At 67.6% G+C, this 13,605-nt stretch carries 13 protein-coding genes; 3 read left to right on the forward strand and 10 right to left on the reverse strand.

Annotated elements, in window-relative coordinates:
- Window positions 1-38: 38 nt before the first annotated feature.
- Window positions 39-998, reverse strand: coding sequence for an MBL fold metallo-hydrolase (locus tag AC1D3B_RS24085; RefSeq protein ID WP_478193195.1), 960 nt, complete (start codon window positions 996-998; stop codon window positions 39-41).
- Window positions 999-1,117: 119 nt separating this feature from the next.
- Here AC1D3B_RS24085 and AC1D3B_RS24090 point away from each other — a divergent pair, with 119 nt between their 5' ends.
- Entirely contained in the window at window positions 1,118-1,945 is an 828-nt protein-coding gene (locus tag AC1D3B_RS24090; RefSeq protein WP_478193196.1) for an IclR family transcriptional regulator, read from the forward strand.
- Here the strand turns inward: AC1D3B_RS24090 and AC1D3B_RS24095 are convergent.
- The 9 genes from AC1D3B_RS24095 to AC1D3B_RS24135 all read right to left on the reverse strand — a co-directional run bounded on the left by AC1D3B_RS24095 (window position 1,887) and on the right by AC1D3B_RS24135 (window position 10,374).
- Window positions 1,887-2,393 (reverse strand): GFA family protein, encoded by a 507-nt coding sequence (locus tag AC1D3B_RS24095; RefSeq protein ID WP_478193197.1) that lies wholly within the window; start codon window positions 2,391-2,393, stop codon window positions 1,887-1,889. The genes AC1D3B_RS24090 and AC1D3B_RS24095 overlap by 59 nt on opposite strands.
- Complete coding sequence (locus tag AC1D3B_RS24100) at window positions 2,393-2,743, reverse strand: GFA family protein (RefSeq protein ID WP_478193198.1); 351 nt, start codon at window positions 2,741-2,743, stop codon at window positions 2,393-2,395. Before AC1D3B_RS24100 ends, AC1D3B_RS24095 begins: the two co-directional genes overlap by 1 nt.
- Window positions 2,744-2,792: 49 nt before the next feature.
- Window positions 2,793-4,265 carry a DUF1501 domain-containing protein gene (locus tag AC1D3B_RS24105; protein WP_478193199.1) on the reverse strand — a complete coding sequence of 491 codons (1,473 nt, stop codon included), beginning with the start codon at window positions 4,263-4,265 and terminating at the stop codon, window positions 2,793-2,795.
- An 11-nt stretch (window positions 4,266-4,276) separates the two neighbouring features.
- Window positions 4,277-6,133, reverse strand: coding sequence for a DUF1800 domain-containing protein (locus AC1D3B_RS24110; protein ID WP_478193200.1), 1,857 nt, complete (start codon window positions 6,131-6,133; stop codon window positions 4,277-4,279).
- Between the two features lie 180 nt (window positions 6,134-6,313).
- A complete protein-coding gene (gene pyrF, locus AC1D3B_RS24115; protein WP_478193201.1) occupies window positions 6,314-7,138 on the reverse strand; it encodes an orotidine-5'-phosphate decarboxylase in 825 nt (274 codons plus the stop codon).
- Between the two features lie 11 nt (window positions 7,139-7,149).
- Complete coding sequence (locus AC1D3B_RS24120) at window positions 7,150-7,953, reverse strand: uracil-DNA glycosylase family protein (RefSeq protein WP_478193202.1); 804 nt, start codon at window positions 7,951-7,953, stop codon at window positions 7,150-7,152.
- Between the two features lie 141 nt (window positions 7,954-8,094).
- A complete protein-coding gene (gene rimI / locus AC1D3B_RS24125; RefSeq protein ID WP_478193203.1) occupies window positions 8,095-8,679 on the reverse strand; it encodes a ribosomal protein S18-alanine N-acetyltransferase in 585 nt (194 codons plus the stop codon).
- The gene (gene tsaB / locus AC1D3B_RS24130) at window positions 8,676-9,365 is read right to left on the reverse strand and encodes a tRNA (adenosine(37)-N6)-threonylcarbamoyltransferase complex dimerization subunit type 1 TsaB (protein WP_478193204.1); all 690 of its coding nucleotides are present in this window, start codon (window positions 9,363-9,365) and stop codon (window positions 8,676-8,678) included. Before tsaB ends, rimI begins: the two co-directional genes overlap by 4 nt.
- Window positions 9,358-10,374: a DMT family transporter gene (locus tag AC1D3B_RS24135; protein WP_478193205.1), complete on the reverse strand. Its 1,017-nt coding sequence runs from the start codon at window positions 10,372-10,374 to the stop codon at window positions 9,358-9,360. The genes tsaB and AC1D3B_RS24135 overlap by 8 nt, the downstream gene beginning before the upstream one ends.
- 138 nt (window positions 10,375-10,512) lie before the next feature.
- Here AC1D3B_RS24135 and dacB point away from each other — a divergent pair, with 138 nt between their 5' ends.
- Window positions 10,513-11,943, forward strand: a complete 1,431-nt coding sequence (gene dacB, locus AC1D3B_RS24140) for a D-alanyl-D-alanine carboxypeptidase/D-alanyl-D-alanine endopeptidase (protein WP_478193206.1) — start codon at window positions 10,513-10,515, stop codon at window positions 11,941-11,943.
- A 109-nt stretch (window positions 11,944-12,052) separates the two neighbouring features.
- A complete protein-coding gene (locus tag AC1D3B_RS24145) occupies window positions 12,053-13,600 on the forward strand; it encodes an alpha/beta hydrolase family protein (RefSeq protein WP_478193207.1) in 1,548 nt (515 codons plus the stop codon).
- The last annotated feature ends 5 nt before the right edge of the window (window positions 13,601-13,605 follow it).

Raw genomic sequence — 13,605 nt, forward strand, 5'->3', positions numbered from 1 at the left:
ACCCCGGCCCTCCCCCAGAGGGGGAGGGAGCTACAGGGTCAGCCTTCCAAGGCCTTCCACATCTCGATGTCGCGATCCGCGGTCCAGATGCGCGGGTCGGCATGGCCCGACGCCTCGTCGTAGGCGCGGCTCACGTCGAAGGGCATGCAGTGGTCGAAGATGACCCACTGGCTGTACTTCGGCTTGAGCTTGTCGTAGGTGTCCTTGTAGACCGCGTTCAGGTCGCGGCCCGCCTTCACGCCCGCTTGCACACTGCTGTAGACATCGGCGATGAAACTGCGCGTGCCGGCGAGGCCCTTGGCGACTTCGTCGGGCGTGGTGAGGGCGGCGCCACGGCCGGGTACGAGGGCCTTCGGCTGGAGAGCGGCGATGTTGTCCAGGGTCTGCGGCCAATCCTGGAAGTAGGCGTCGCCGGCGTAGGGCGTGGCGTCGAACTCGACCAGGTCGCCCGACAGCAGCGTGCGCTCCTGCGGAAGCCAGACGACGGTGTCGCCCTTGGTGTGGCCGCGGCCGAGCTGGATGAGCTGGACTTCGAGCTTGCCGAGCCACAGCGTCATCTTGCCGGTGAAGGTCATGGTGGGCCAGGTGAGCCCCGGCGGCACGGTCTCTACGTTCTGGAACAGGCGCGGGAAACGTCCGATCTCGCTCGCCTTGTCCTGTTCGCCGCGCTCGACGATGAGATCGCGCGTGTCCTGGCTGGCGATGATGTGCTCCGGCTTGTAGCCGGCAGCGCCGAGCACGCGAACGGCGTGGTAGTGCGTCAGCACGACGTACTTGATGGGCTTGTCGGTCACTTCGCGGATGCGGCGGACCACGTCGGCTGCCATGGCCGGCGTGGCCTGGGTGTCGGCCACCAGCACGCAGTCGTCGCCGATCACGATGCCGGTGTTGGGATCGCCCTCGGCCGTGTAGGCCCAGGCGTGCTCCGAAATCTGGCTGAAGGTGATCTTCTTTTCTTCCAGATCGGCCTGGCTTGCGAACTTCTTGGTCTCTGACATCGCGGGTCTCCTTGATTTGTCTAAAGTGAACTGGTTTGTTCTGAACGAATGAGCGCAGTGTAATTCGGCGATCAGTTAATGTCTAATGTCTTCTGCATGAACGAACGACGGGCAGGGCAATGAGTACAGAAAGCGATCGCGCGCAGCGCGGCATCCAGAGCATCGAGGTGGGCGGCCAGCTCCTGCGCGCCCTGGTGCACCATGGCCGGCCGATGGCGCTGAAAGACCTGGCGCGCGAAGCCGAGATGTCTCCCGCCAAGGCGCATCCCTACATGGTCAGCTTCGGCCGCCTCGGGCTGATCGAGCAGGACCGCACCAGCGGCCACTATCTGCTCGGACCGCTCGCCTTGCAACTGGGATTGATCAGCCTGCAGCAGGCGAACCCGGTGCACGTCGCAACGCCCTTGATCGCCGAGCTGGCGCAACAGATCGGCCAGACGGTGGCCATTGCGGTCTGGGGCGATCGGGGCGCCACCATCGTGCGCATCGCCGAATCGCCGGCGCCGCTGCACGTGAACATGCGGCACGGCACGGTGTTCTCCCTGACCAACACGGCGTCAGGTCGGCTCTTCGGGGCCTACCTCGATGCGCCGGTGGTCAGGCAGTTGCTGGAAGAGGAACGGCAGCGGGAGCAGAAAGGCGCCGCCGTGGCGCCGCGTCAGGGGATGCCCCCGGTGCAACCGCTCCCGAGTTGGAAGGCCTTCGAGGCGCAATTGCACGAGGTGCGCACCCACGGCCTCAGTCGATCGGAAGGCGAGATCCTTCCGGGCGTGAGCGCGATGTCCGCGCCGGCCTTCGACCATACGGGCGCCATCGTGCTGGCCCTGACGGCCATCGGGCCGACCGCCGTCTTCGACACGCAATGGGACGGCGAGATCGCGCGCGCCCTCAAGGCTTGCGCGGATCAGGTTTCGGAGCGGCTGGGGGCGGTGCCTTCAAGGCCTTGAAACGCTCGATGCTCTCGGTCGGCCAGTACTCGGAGCGGCTGTAGTACGCCTCCACCGCCGGCGTGCCGGGCGGCAGCACCACCCACGGCTGCTTCGACGTTGTGAAGATGTGGATGTCGGGCGGCAGCTCATCGGGTGTGTCGAACGTGCCGACGCGCATGAATTTCACCGATTCGCCGGCTCCCGAATAGTGGCTCCACAGCGCGATGCGGCAACGAGGGCAGCGTGCGATCCTCTGGCCCTTGCCGCTCAGCGTCGGCGTGTCGACCATTTCGACCTCGCCCTGCAGGAGCGCCACGCGGTCGCTCTCGATCATCGCGTTGAGCGCGAACGCAGTGCCGGTTTCACGTTGGCACCAGCGGCAGTGGCAGCAGTTCACGAAGAGCGGCTTCGTCGCCATGCGATAGCGCACCGCGCCACACGCGCATCCACCCTCGAGCGGGAACATCAGCGCGATCGCCCGTCGAAGTGCTTGACGGGCACCGCATCGAGGTCGATGTCTTCCAGGCAGCGGATGTTGATGGCCGCCGTCGGCACGCCCTTCGGATCGGTGGCTTCGGCGAAGGGGTGGATGCCGCAGGTCTTGCAGAAGCGATGCCGGATGGCGTGCTTGTTGAAGAGATAAGCGCCCATGTTGTCGTCTTCCGGCGTGAGCAGCGTGAACTGCGTGCGCGGAACGAACCAGAGCAACGAGCCTTTCCGCTGGCACATGGAGCAGTTGCAGGCCAGGGCGCCCTGGATCTCGCCCTCGGCCTCGAAGGCGATCCTTCCGCAGTGGCAGCTACCCTTGTAGTTCATCGCAAGCCCCCATTCAATGGATCGGGTCTCGGAGATTACTCCAACGGCCTCAGGCCATGAAGCCCACGTTCTTGGGGTAGTCGATGCCGTTGACGTTGCCGCCGAAGTTCTTGAGGTTGGGCAGGATGTTCGGGAGGTCGGCATCGGGCACGCCGAACCACTTGGCGAGCGTGGCGCCGTACTGGTCGACGGAGGTCGTGGGAATCAGCCGCCCCTGCCCCACGTGTCCGTCGTAGCCGTCCAACTTTGCATCGTTATTGATGCTGACGACCTGCGGCGTGCCGTAGAGCTGCTTGCCCTTGACCGCGCCGCCGACGACGAAGTGGTGGCTGCCCCAGCCATGGTCCGAGCCGTCACCGTTGCTGGCCAGCGTGCGGCCGAAGTCCGATGCCGTGAAGGCCGTGACCTTGTCGGCGATGCCCAGCGCGGCCGTCTGGCGGTAGAACGCGGTCATGGCGTCGCTGAGCTGCTGCATCAGCCCGGGCTGGTTGCCGATCAGGTTGTCGTGCAGGTCGAAGCCGCCCATCGAGACGAAGAACACCTGGCGCTTGACGCCCAGCGCGGCGCGACCGTTGATGAGGCGCGCCACCATCTTCAACTGCCTGGACAGGCCCGTGTTCAGCGTGCCGAAGGAATCGACAGGCAGCGCGGGCGACAGCGCACTCGTCACGGTGGTCTCGGCTTCCACCGCGCGCTTGGTCACGCGGTTGTATTCGTTCTCCAGCACGTGGCTGCGCGCCTCCTGCACGAGCTGCCCCATTGCGGACTTGACCGAGGTCGACACGAAGCCGCCGGTGCTCTTCACGCTGTTGATGCCGACGGCGCCGTTGGTGCTCACCTGGTACTGCAGCGCCTGGTCGCCTGAGAGAAACACGGCATTGCCTGCGACGGACATGCAAGTGAAGAGCGAGTTGGTGTTCTGCGACAGCGCCAGGTCGCCGAGATTGCCGCCCCAGCCGACGGTCGAGCCTTCGGGCGAGGACGACTGCCAGGTCGACTGCTGGTCGTTGTGCGAGAAGAGCTTGGGCGGCTGCGGATAGAGCTTCTTGTTGCTGTTGTTGTACTGCGCACGGTTGAGCGGCACCACCAGCGGGCCGACGTTGAGTTGCACCGCGGCCTTGCCGTCGACGTTGAAGAGGTTCGCCAGTTGCGTCATCGCCGGATGCAACGCGTACTGGCGCCCGTTGGCCAATGCAATGGTGGGCGCCAGCACCGTCTTCGCCACATCCATGTCGGCCTTGGCGATGGCGATGCCGCCGGAGGCCTGGGGAAGGCGGATGCCGCTGTAGAGGTTGTAGCTGGGGTCGTCGTAGGTGATGACGGTGTTGGCGTAGTCGTTGCCGCCGAAGAGGAACACGCACACCAGTGCCTTGTAGTCGTCGCTCGGCGCGGCCTGCGCGGCGGCTTCGCCCATCGCGGCGAGGTTGAGCGCGAAGGGCAAGGCGGTGCCCGCCATGGCGAGCTGGCCGGAGCGGCGCAGGAAGGCGCGCCGGGTGTGGGCTGCAGGATCGATCAGGTACATCGCGCGGTCCCTTATTTCTGGATCAGGTAGGAGGGCGAAGCCATCACCATCAGCACCGCGGCGTACACGCGGTTGAGCTTGACGGCGTCGGTGCTGGTCGCGGTCACGGCCGGTGTGCCGAGCGCACCGGTGATCAGGGCCTGCGTGGCGGCCGAAAGCTGGTTGCCGGTGAGCAGCAGGTTCAGTCGACGAACGAGGGCCGCGGGGTCGAGCACCAGCGCGAGTTCGCTGGCATAGCTCGCGTTCACGTCCTTGGTGTTCTTCGGCAGCGTGTTCTGCATGTAGTTCAGGTAGCCGCCGACGCTGGTTTCGTTGACCACCTGGAATTCGGGCGCGACCATCTTCGCGGTCGCGATCGCCGTCGAGGGCGGCACATAGCCGGGGCGGAAATAGTTGAAGACCGATGGCGACCGCAGCGGGCTTTGGCCCAGTTGGTCGTTGGGACGGGAGAGATCGCCGATCTTCCAGTTGCCGCTGGTCGAGCCGGCGCCGAATGTACGGGCCCATTGCACGAAGCGCAGCATGGGCTCGCGCAGCCGGCCGAAGTTCGGGTCGCCCAGGCCCGCCGGGCTGCGGGCCTCGTTGTCGAGCAGCACAGCGGCGAAGACGCTCTTCATGTCGCCGCGCACGCCGGAGCCGTTGTCCGCGAAGACGTCCGATACGCGCTTGACGAAGGCCGGGCTCGGGTTGCTGGTCACCAGCCGCTGGATCAGCTGCTTGCAGATGAAGGGCCCGACATTCGGATGATTGAACAGCGTGTCGAGCGCGATCTTGAGAGCGGCCTTGCCCTCGGTGCCCGTGGGCACGGTGGCGCCGAGGAACTTGGCTTCGAGCGTGGAATGCCGCGAGGCCGTGAGCGCCATCGCACGCGTGGTCCACCCGTTGCCCTCGACGGTATAGGTGGCGCCTGGCGGCGTGAAGGCGCCGGCGGTACCGCTCTTCTCGTCGGCGCGGATGTCGAGGTCGTAGCCCGTGAAGACGCGCGCGAGGTTCGTCACGTCATCCAGCGTGTAGGTGTCCAGCGGCGCACCGTCGGCGCCGGTCTTGAGGGTGCCGTCGGGGTTGAGCTGATAGAGCCCGATGGTCATGAGCTGCATGACCTCGCGCGCGTAGTTCTCGTCCGGCTGGCGGCCCTGGGCGTTTTCCTTCTGGTTGCCCTTGGTGTTGAGGTAGTAGCCCATCGCCGGATTGAGCGTCACATCCTCCAGCAGCTTGCGGAAGTTGCCGGTGACGCCGCCGACCAGCGTGTCCCAGTACTGGGCCATCATGTGGTTGGACCAGTTGGAGCCGATGTCGGTGGCCGAGACCACGAAGATTTCGGTGAACGCCAGCGCCATGCGCTTGCGGAAACCGTCCGGCGCGGTCATGAGCTGGTTCCAGATCATGTCGTCCGTGTTGACGGTGTTGTAGGGCTTGCTCGAAATCCAGTCCCAGCCCGTCTGCTCGGCCGGACGGTCGACCTGCTCGCCCAACCAGGGCAGGTAGCCCTTGCTGCGGACGGCCGCGATCTCGGCGTCGGATGCGGAGAACTGCGATTGCAGGAGGAAGCGCGCGGCCTCGTCGTCCGTCTTCGCTTCCGTGTAGACGTAGGTCTGGGCGGTCGGCGTGGCAGCCAGCGGGGTCAGGGAGCCGGCCTGCACGCCGGTGCCGGTGCTGGTGCCAGTGCCGGCTCCCAGCCCAGGGAAGGCGCCGCCGCTGCTCCCGCCGCCTCCGCCGCCGCACGCTGCAAGGGCCGCGGCCGCGGCCAGCGAGGCCGCGAGCGGGCGCGGGTTGTGCGGCTCGGCCGCCGCGACTGGCATGGGTGTCGGCGCGACGCGCGCGAACTCGTCGGTCGCCTCGGCGCGACCGGTTGCGATGTCTTCCACCATGGACTCCTCACTCCTCGGCGCTCCAGGCGCTGTGCTCTGTTCAGGCAAGCGCCATGCCCGACTTTTTGCCGTAGCAGAAAGACTACAAGTGAAGAGTTAACGAGACACAAATGCTAAAAAGTGTGACTTTTTCCGTCACTTAGCCTCTGCGCAGACTTGGCGGATGGCGCGAAATGTCGTTCAGGGCTTGGCTGCTTCGAGGCCGTCGCGGGTCCGGATCGCTTCGCGCCGGGCGACTTCGGCGAAGTCGTCGCCGGATGAGGCGTAGCAGATGGCACGCGAGGAATTGACCACGATCGGCGCGTCCGGACGCCAGCCCGCGCGAACCGTCGCGACCGCATCGCCCCCCTGCGCGCCCACGCCCGGAATCAGCAAGGGGACGGTGGGCGCCAGCGACCTGACCCGCTCGATCTCGGCCGGGTAGGTCGCGCCGACGACCAGACCCAACTGGCCGTTGAGATTCCACGGGCCCTGCGCGAGCCGGGCCACATGCTCATAGAGAAAGGGTTCTCCTTCCAGGCCCGCCAGACGCTGGCCCTGCAGATCCGATCCGCCCGGATTGCTGGTGCGGCACAGCAGAAAGGCGCCCTTGCCCTCGTGGCGCAGATAGGGCTCGACCGAATCGAAGCCCATGAAAGGCGAGAGCGTGACGGCATCGGCGCCGTAGCGCTCGAAGGCCTCGCGCGCGTACTGCTCGGCCGTGGAGCCGATGTCCCCACGCTTGGCGTCGAGGATCGTGGGAACGTGCGGAGCGTTGCGGCGCATGTGCTCCATGAGCTGCTCCAGCTGGCCTTCGGCCCGGTGCGCGGCGAAGTAGGCGATCTGCGGCTTGAAGGCGATCACCAGGTCGGCCGTGGCGTCGACGATGCGGGCGCAAAAGTCGTAGATCTTGCTGGCGTCGCCCTTGAGATGGGCCGGGAATTTCGTCGGTTCGGGGTCGAGGCCGACACACAGCAGCGAGCCGTTTTGGCGCTCGGCGGCGCGCAGCTTGTCCAGGAAGGTCATGGGGCCGAATTTTAGGCGGCGCGTGCCAGCTGTTCGGCCGCCAGGCAGAGGTCGGCCCAGGCGCGGCCCTTGTCGGCCGGATTGCGCAGCAGGTAGGCCGGATGGTAGGTGGCGACGACCGGCGGACCGTCCTGCATGCCCGGCAGGATCGCCACCGGCATCGCCCGGCCGCGCAGCTTGCCGAGCGGATCGCCGCTCTGCAGCAGGCTCTGGGCTGCGAGTGGCCCCATCGCGAGCACGAGGCGCGGCGCCAGCGCGGCGGCATGCTCGGCGAAGACGTCGACGATGGGGCGGGGGCTCTCCGGCTGACCCGATGCCACGCCGCGATGCGTGCGCATGAGGTGCACGGGCGTTTCTCCGACGTGCAGTTGAAGTGCCCGCAACATGTTGTCGAGCAGCCGGCCCGCATCGCCGGCGAAGGGTTCGCCGTGACGGCCGTCGAGTTCGGGCGGCACGTCCGCGACGATCAGCCAGCCGCCTTGCGGTGCGGCCGCGTCCCCATAGAGGCGGCGTGGGGCATCGACGAGGATGGAGGCGCCGTGGGTCACTGCCACCGGCGCGCGGGGGGCCATCGCGGGCGATACGGCGGGTTCGGGCGATGCAGCTCGCAGCGGCGCCGCAGGCGCACGCTGCGCCACGGGCGCCTCGACCGCAGGGCGGGGTTCCGTGGTCGCGTCGCCCACAGCCGATGCGCGCGACTCCTCAACCGCTTCGGATTCAACGGTTTCATTCTTCGGCCACCAGAAGAGCTTGATGCCCATCTCATCCAGCATTGCGCGCTGCCGCGCATCCAGCATCAATCCACTCGTCGTCATATCAAAAGCCCCTGCATGCCCGGCCGGCAAAGCCAGGCCCATTCGTTAAACACCGCGGAACCGGCTTCGCCGGGCCGCCGGTGTTGCCCCCTGCAAGGGGGTGAGCGAAGCGACACGAAGTGCGCGAAGCCTGGGGGTGTTTCACTTCAATCCCCCCCAGGCGCTGCTCGATTCCTGTAGCCGCAGGCTCATGACCACTGCGTCCTCACGTCGACCGCCATGCGCCGGGTAGTACCCCTTGCGCATGCCGACCCGCCGAAAGCCGTTGCGTTCATAGACGGCGAGCGCGCGCGCATTGCTCGCGCGCACTTCGAGCCACAGCCACTGCGCGTTCTGGCCGCGCGACCAGCCCGCAAGCGCCTCCAGCATCAGCGGCGCCCATCCCTGCTTCTGGAACGCCGGTGCGACCGTGATGTTGAGCAGATGGACTTCGTCGACGCCCTTCATGGCGACGAAGTAGCCGATCAGCGTTTCGCCTTCGGTGCGGCCCACCGCCCTGCTCCACAGCGCGCGGATGCCGCTGGGGGCCGGCGGGCTCTCGCCTTCGGCGGCCGCAGGCGCCACGAGGCACTGGCAGTGGTAGCCGGCGGCCAGGGAATCGGTGAAGTTGGCCGGCGTCCAGGGATGCGTGAACGCGGTCTGCTCGATCGCGCAGACAGCGGGAATGCGCTCTATCGTGATCGCTTCGAGACGGGCTTCACGCGGCTGTTGCAGGACTGCGCTCATGAGGGATGGGTGCCCGCCGCCTTGATGGCGGCGCGCTCTTCGGTAGTCTGCGCCACTTTATCGCGAACGTAGAGCGGCCATGCGTCGGCCGGCGCGACAGTCCGACCGGCGGCCAATAACGGGGGAGCGAGCCGCAGCATCGCAGCGGCGGTGGGAAGCACCTCGTGGCGCGCCGCCGCACGCGGCAGGCGCTCGCCGTACGCGGCGAAGGCATTGCCGGCGAGCGCCCAGCCAGCCGGCACGGCGACGGCTTCCGGCGCGACCAGTTCCGCTTCGCTGGCCATGACTTCGACGCCGAAGTCATAGCTCGCCGTGTAGACCTGTTCCATGCGCGCATCGAGCACCGCGACCACCCGCTGGACGCCGAAGCGGTGGCGCGCCTCCTCGGCGACGGCAAGGAGCGTGTCGATCGGCAGCAGGCGCACGCCGGCGCCGTAGCCCAGTCCCTGCGCCACCGAACAGGCGGTGCGCAATCCGGTGAATGAACCGGGTCCCCGACCGAAAGCGATCGCATCGAGTTCGCCGAACGCCAGGCCTGCTTCGGCCAGCAGTTGCTGGATGAGCGGGATCAGCGTCGACGACGACTGCGCGCCGCCGATGCCGTCGTGTTCGAGCTGCACGTCGCCGTGCCGCACGGCGATCGACAACGCCTCGGTGCTGGTGTCGAAGGCGAGCAGCCTAGGCATCCGCACCTTCCCTCGCCGCCGCGGTCACCACGGAGGGCGTCGACTTCACGACTGCGCCACGGTTGCGCTGGACGCCGAACAGGATGCCCGCCGTGACGAGCAGCAAGCCCGCAATGAGGTTCCAGTACAACGGTTCATCGAGGAAGACCACCGCGCCGAGCGCCGAGAGACCTGGCACCAGCGCGGTGATCATGGTCGTACGTACGGGGCCGAAATACTGGACCATGCGCGTGAAGGTGATCCCCGAGATGACGACCGAGCCCACACCCTGGAACAGCATCTGGAAAGCGATCTCTCCGACAGGCGCACTGTCGAGCCGGCTCGCCAGCACGCCGAACGCCGCCAGCAGCGCATAGACCGGCACATAGGTCATGAAGGCGAACACCGTGATCGCGATGGTCGCGCGGACGGCCTCGAGCCCATGCTTGCGTACCACCACGCTGTAGCAGGCCCAGCAGAAGGCGGCGCTCATGAAGAGGAGGTCGCCCTTCCAGATCGCGCCGCCTTCCAGCGCGTGAAGCAGGCTGGCGCCGCCGACGAAGAGATCGCCCAGGACGATCAGAGCCAATCCCAGGGCGCGTCCCGGCGTGATGCGGTCGCGCAGCACGAAGGCGGCGAGCAGCGCAGTCCACAGCGGCAGGCTCCCGGGCATCAGCACGGAGGCGTGCGTGGCCGGCGCGAAGACGAACCCGCTGTAGGCCAGCAGGGCATAGGCCAGGCCGCCGAAGACGCCGGCGATGGCTGTGAGGCGAAGCGGGAGGGGCGACAGGCCGAAGAACGAGCTTTGCGCCGTAGGATCGCTGGCGCGCGAACGCACCACCAGCCATGCGCCCCATGGCAGCAGCACCAGGCTGGCACCGCAGATGCGGGCGAAAGCGATGTCGAAGGGCGTGAGCGACCGTCCGGCGGTGGCCCGTGCAATGACGATGAAGGCTGTCCACACGAGGACGGTGATGATGGCCGCGCCGATGCCGATGGTGCGAGCGGAGAAACGGGGGGCGACGGGCATGAACCATTATCTCGCCCTCAGGCTTGCCCACTTCGTGTGGCCGCCAACCCCCTGCCGGGGGCAATACCAGCGGCCCGGCGAAGCCGGTTCCGCGGTATTTCTGGTAGGGGGGTGGGGACGGGCCGGGATAATTGGTCGATGTACTTTTTGCTTCCTGCTTTGCGCCGCGCCAGTTGGCTCCTTTCGATCGCTTTTGGCTTGGCGCTGGCGCCGCTCCATGCGGGCGCGCAGGCGCTTCCCAATGAAGTCGATGCGGCGCTGGTCCGCGCGAAGGTGCCGCGGGATTCGGTGACGATGCTCGTGGTGGACGCCGACGGCACGCACAATCCCCGGCTGGCATGGCGCACGCAGGCGCAGGTCAATCCGGCTTCGATCATGAAGCTGGTCACCACCTACGCGGCGCTCGACCTGCTGGGGCCGGCCTTCACGTGGACCACGCCGGTGTACGTCGACGGGCCGGTGCGCAATGGCGTACTGGAGGGCAACCTCTACATCAAGGGCCAGGGCGATCCGAAGCTCGTGCTCGAGCGGCTCTGGCTGCTGTTGCGCCGCGTGCAGGGCCTCGGCATCCAGGGCATCAATGGCGACATCGTGCTGGATCGCAGCGCTTTCGAGGTCGCCGAGACGGATCCGTCCGCGTTCGACGGCGAAGGGCTGCGCCCCTACAACGCCGCGCCCGATGCGCTGCTCATCAACTTCAAGTCGGTGGTCATGACCTTCGTGCCCAATCGCAGCGCGCAGACGGCGCAGGTGAGCTTCGAGCCCGCATTGGCCGGCGTGACGACGCAGGCCACGGTGCCGCTGTCGGCCGGCGAGTGCGGCGACTGGCGCGGCACGCTGTTGGCCGATTTCGCCGATCCGGTGCGCATCGGCTTCGCGGGCAGCTACCCCGCCGCCTGCGGCGAGAAGGTCTGGCCCGTGGCCTATGCGGATCCTCGCAGCTACGCGGCGCGCGCGGTCGGTGGGCTCTGGATCGAGATGGGCGGGCGTATCAAGGGCGTGGTGCGTGAAGGCCGCGTGCCCGCCGAACTCAGGCCCGCTTTCGAAATGCCCTCTCCGCCGCTGGCCGAGGTGATCCGCGACATCAACAAGTACAGCAACAACGTGATGGCGCAGCAGCTCTTCCTCACGCTGGGCCTGCAGCAGAAGAAGCGCGGCTCGCTCGACGGCGCACGCGCGACGCTGCGCCAGTGGTGGAACGACCGCGTCGGCACCGGCGAGGGCCAGCCCGTGTTCGACAACGGGTCGGGGCTCTCGCGCGAGGAGCGCATCAGCGCCGCGGCGCTCGCGAAGATGCTGCAAGTGGCCTGGCGCTCGCCGGTGATGCCCGAGCTGGTGTCGTCGCTGCCGGCCTCGGGCGTCGACGGCACGCTGCGCAAGCGGGGGTTGCGCTCGGACGGCGCGGCCCACCTCAAGACCGGCACCCTGCGCGATGCGGCCGGCGTGGCCGGCTTCGTCCACGCTGCCAGCGGACGGCGCTACGTGGTGATCGCGATCGCGAATCACGCGAACGCCGTCGCGGCGCGACCGGCCTTCGACGCGCTGGTCGACTGGGCTGCGCAGGACTGACGGGTAGCTGACTTTCGTCGCATGTAGGCGAACACCGCTTGCGCCGCAAGCGCCCCCTGCCCAGAATCGAGCGCCAATCCGGAATCCGACCACAGCAGGAGACAAGCCCATGACCCGACTGCCGGCCCTCGCCCTCACGGGCAGCGTATTGATCCTGTCAGGCTGCGGAGGCGGCGACAACGGCTTCGCGTTCAACGTCCCGGCCGTGGTCGACTCGGGCCGCGGTTCGGTCGTGACCTTTCCACCCGAGCGGACCAAGCAACTGACGGTCAACGAGTTCACGGCCCTGATGGGATCGACCCCCCAGGGCACGCAACTGCAGCAGGTCGCCGGGGCGCCCAAGTGCGGTGTGGACATTCGCTACCTGGAGTACCGCACCATCGGCGGCCAGGGGGAGGCCACCAATGCCACGGCCGCCATCATGGTGCCCACCGGCGGCGATCCTTCCTGTACCGGACAGCGCCCGACGGTGCTGTATGCCCACGGCACCACGCCGGCGCGCGACTACAACCTCGCGCGCTGGACCGACGCCAACCAGCCGGCAGGCGGCGAAGGCATGCTGGTCGCGGCCATGTTCGCCGCACAGGGCTACAACGTGGTGGCACCCAACTACGCGGGCTACGACAAGTCGACGCTGACCTACCACCCCTACCTCAACGGCGACCAGCAGGGCAAGGACATGGTCGACGCGCTGACCGCGGCGCGCAAGACCTTCACCGTGATCGGCGCGTCCGACTCGGGCGCGTTGTTCATCACAGGCTATTCGCAGGGCGGCTACGTGGCCATGGCGGCGCATCGCGAGATGCAGGCCACCGGCAAGACAGTGACGGCCTCGGCGCCGCTGTCCGCGCCCTCGGCCATCAGCCTGCTGACCGACTACAGCTTCAGCGGCTGGCCGGCCCTGGGCGCGACCATCTTCACGCCCCTGCTGTCGACCAGCTGGCAGAAGCAGTTCGGCAATGTCTACACGGCCACCAGCGACGTCTATGAAGCCCAGTACGCGCCCGGCATCGACACCCTGCTGCCGAGCCTGACGCCGATCAACACGCTGTTCCAGACCGGCAAGCTGCCACAGCTCGCGCTTTATCCGGCCAACGCGGTGCCGGGGCCGGTCAATCCTTCGCTGGCCATCTTCTACGGTCCGAACAACCTGATCAGGCAGAGCTACCTGACACAGGCGGCCAACGACCTTCAGGCCACGCCCTGCCCCGGCAACGCCCTGCCGGCCACCGCGGCGTCGTTGAGCACGACGTCGCCGCTCGACTGCCAGCCGCTGCTGGGCTTCCGCAAGGCGGCCGTGGCGAACGACCTGCGCAACTGGCTGCCGACCCGGCCCATGCTGATGTGCGGCGGGGCCAACGACCCCACGGTCAATTTCCTGAGCACGCGAGCGACCTCAGGGTACTTCCGTGCCCGCGGCGTGCCGCCTGCAGCGCTGACGGTGGTGGACCTCGAAGATGCCGCGACCAACGATGCGTTCTCGCCCGCACGGTCCGGTTTCGCCACCGCCAAATCGAGCCTGGCCGCGAGCACGACGGGCACGCCGGCTGACCAGGCGCAGGCCGTCACGCTGGCGTATCACGGCACGCTGGTGCCGCCTTTCTGCATGGTGTCGGCGCGCGGCTTCTTCCAGGGTGTGCTGGCGTCGGGACTCTGACGCGC

This window comes from Variovorax sp. P5_A3 (assembly GCF_056400665.1).

Coding starts and splice junctions, on each gene's coding strand:
- AC1D3B_RS24085 (WP_478193195.1), bottom strand. CDS start 998: ATGTCAGAGACCAAGAAGTTCGCAAGCCAGGCCGATCTGGAAGAAAAG.
- AC1D3B_RS24090 (WP_478193196.1), top strand. CDS start 1,118: ATGAGTACAGAAAGCGATCGCGCGCAGCGCGGCATCCAGAGCATCGAG.
- AC1D3B_RS24095 (WP_478193197.1), bottom strand. CDS start 2,393: ATGTTCCCGCTCGAGGGTGGATGCGCGTGTGGCGCGGTGCGCTATCGC.
- AC1D3B_RS24100 (WP_478193198.1), bottom strand. CDS start 2,743: ATGAACTACAAGGGTAGCTGCCACTGCGGAAGGATCGCCTTCGAGGCC.
- AC1D3B_RS24105 (WP_478193199.1), bottom strand. CDS start 4,265: ATGTACCTGATCGATCCTGCAGCCCACACCCGGCGCGCCTTCCTGCGC.
- AC1D3B_RS24110 (WP_478193200.1), bottom strand. CDS start 6,133: ATGGTGGAAGACATCGCAACCGGTCGCGCCGAGGCGACCGACGAGTTC.
- pyrF (WP_478193201.1), bottom strand. CDS start 7,138: ATGACCTTCCTGGACAAGCTGCGCGCCGCCGAGCGCCAAAACGGCTCG.
- AC1D3B_RS24120 (WP_478193202.1), bottom strand. CDS start 7,953: ATGACGACGAGTGGATTGATGCTGGATGCGCGGCAGCGCGCAATGCTG.
- rimI (WP_478193203.1), bottom strand. CDS start 8,679: ATGAGCGCAGTCCTGCAACAGCCGCGTGAAGCCCGTCTCGAAGCGATC.
- tsaB (WP_478193204.1), bottom strand. CDS start 9,365: ATGCCTAGGCTGCTCGCCTTCGACACCAGCACCGAGGCGTTGTCGATC.
- AC1D3B_RS24135 (WP_478193205.1), bottom strand. CDS start 10,374: ATGCCCGTCGCCCCCCGTTTCTCCGCTCGCACCATCGGCATCGGCGCG.
- dacB (WP_478193206.1), top strand. CDS start 10,513: ATGTACTTTTTGCTTCCTGCTTTGCGCCGCGCCAGTTGGCTCCTTTCG.
- AC1D3B_RS24145 (WP_478193207.1), top strand. CDS start 12,053: ATGACCCGACTGCCGGCCCTCGCCCTCACGGGCAGCGTATTGATCCTG.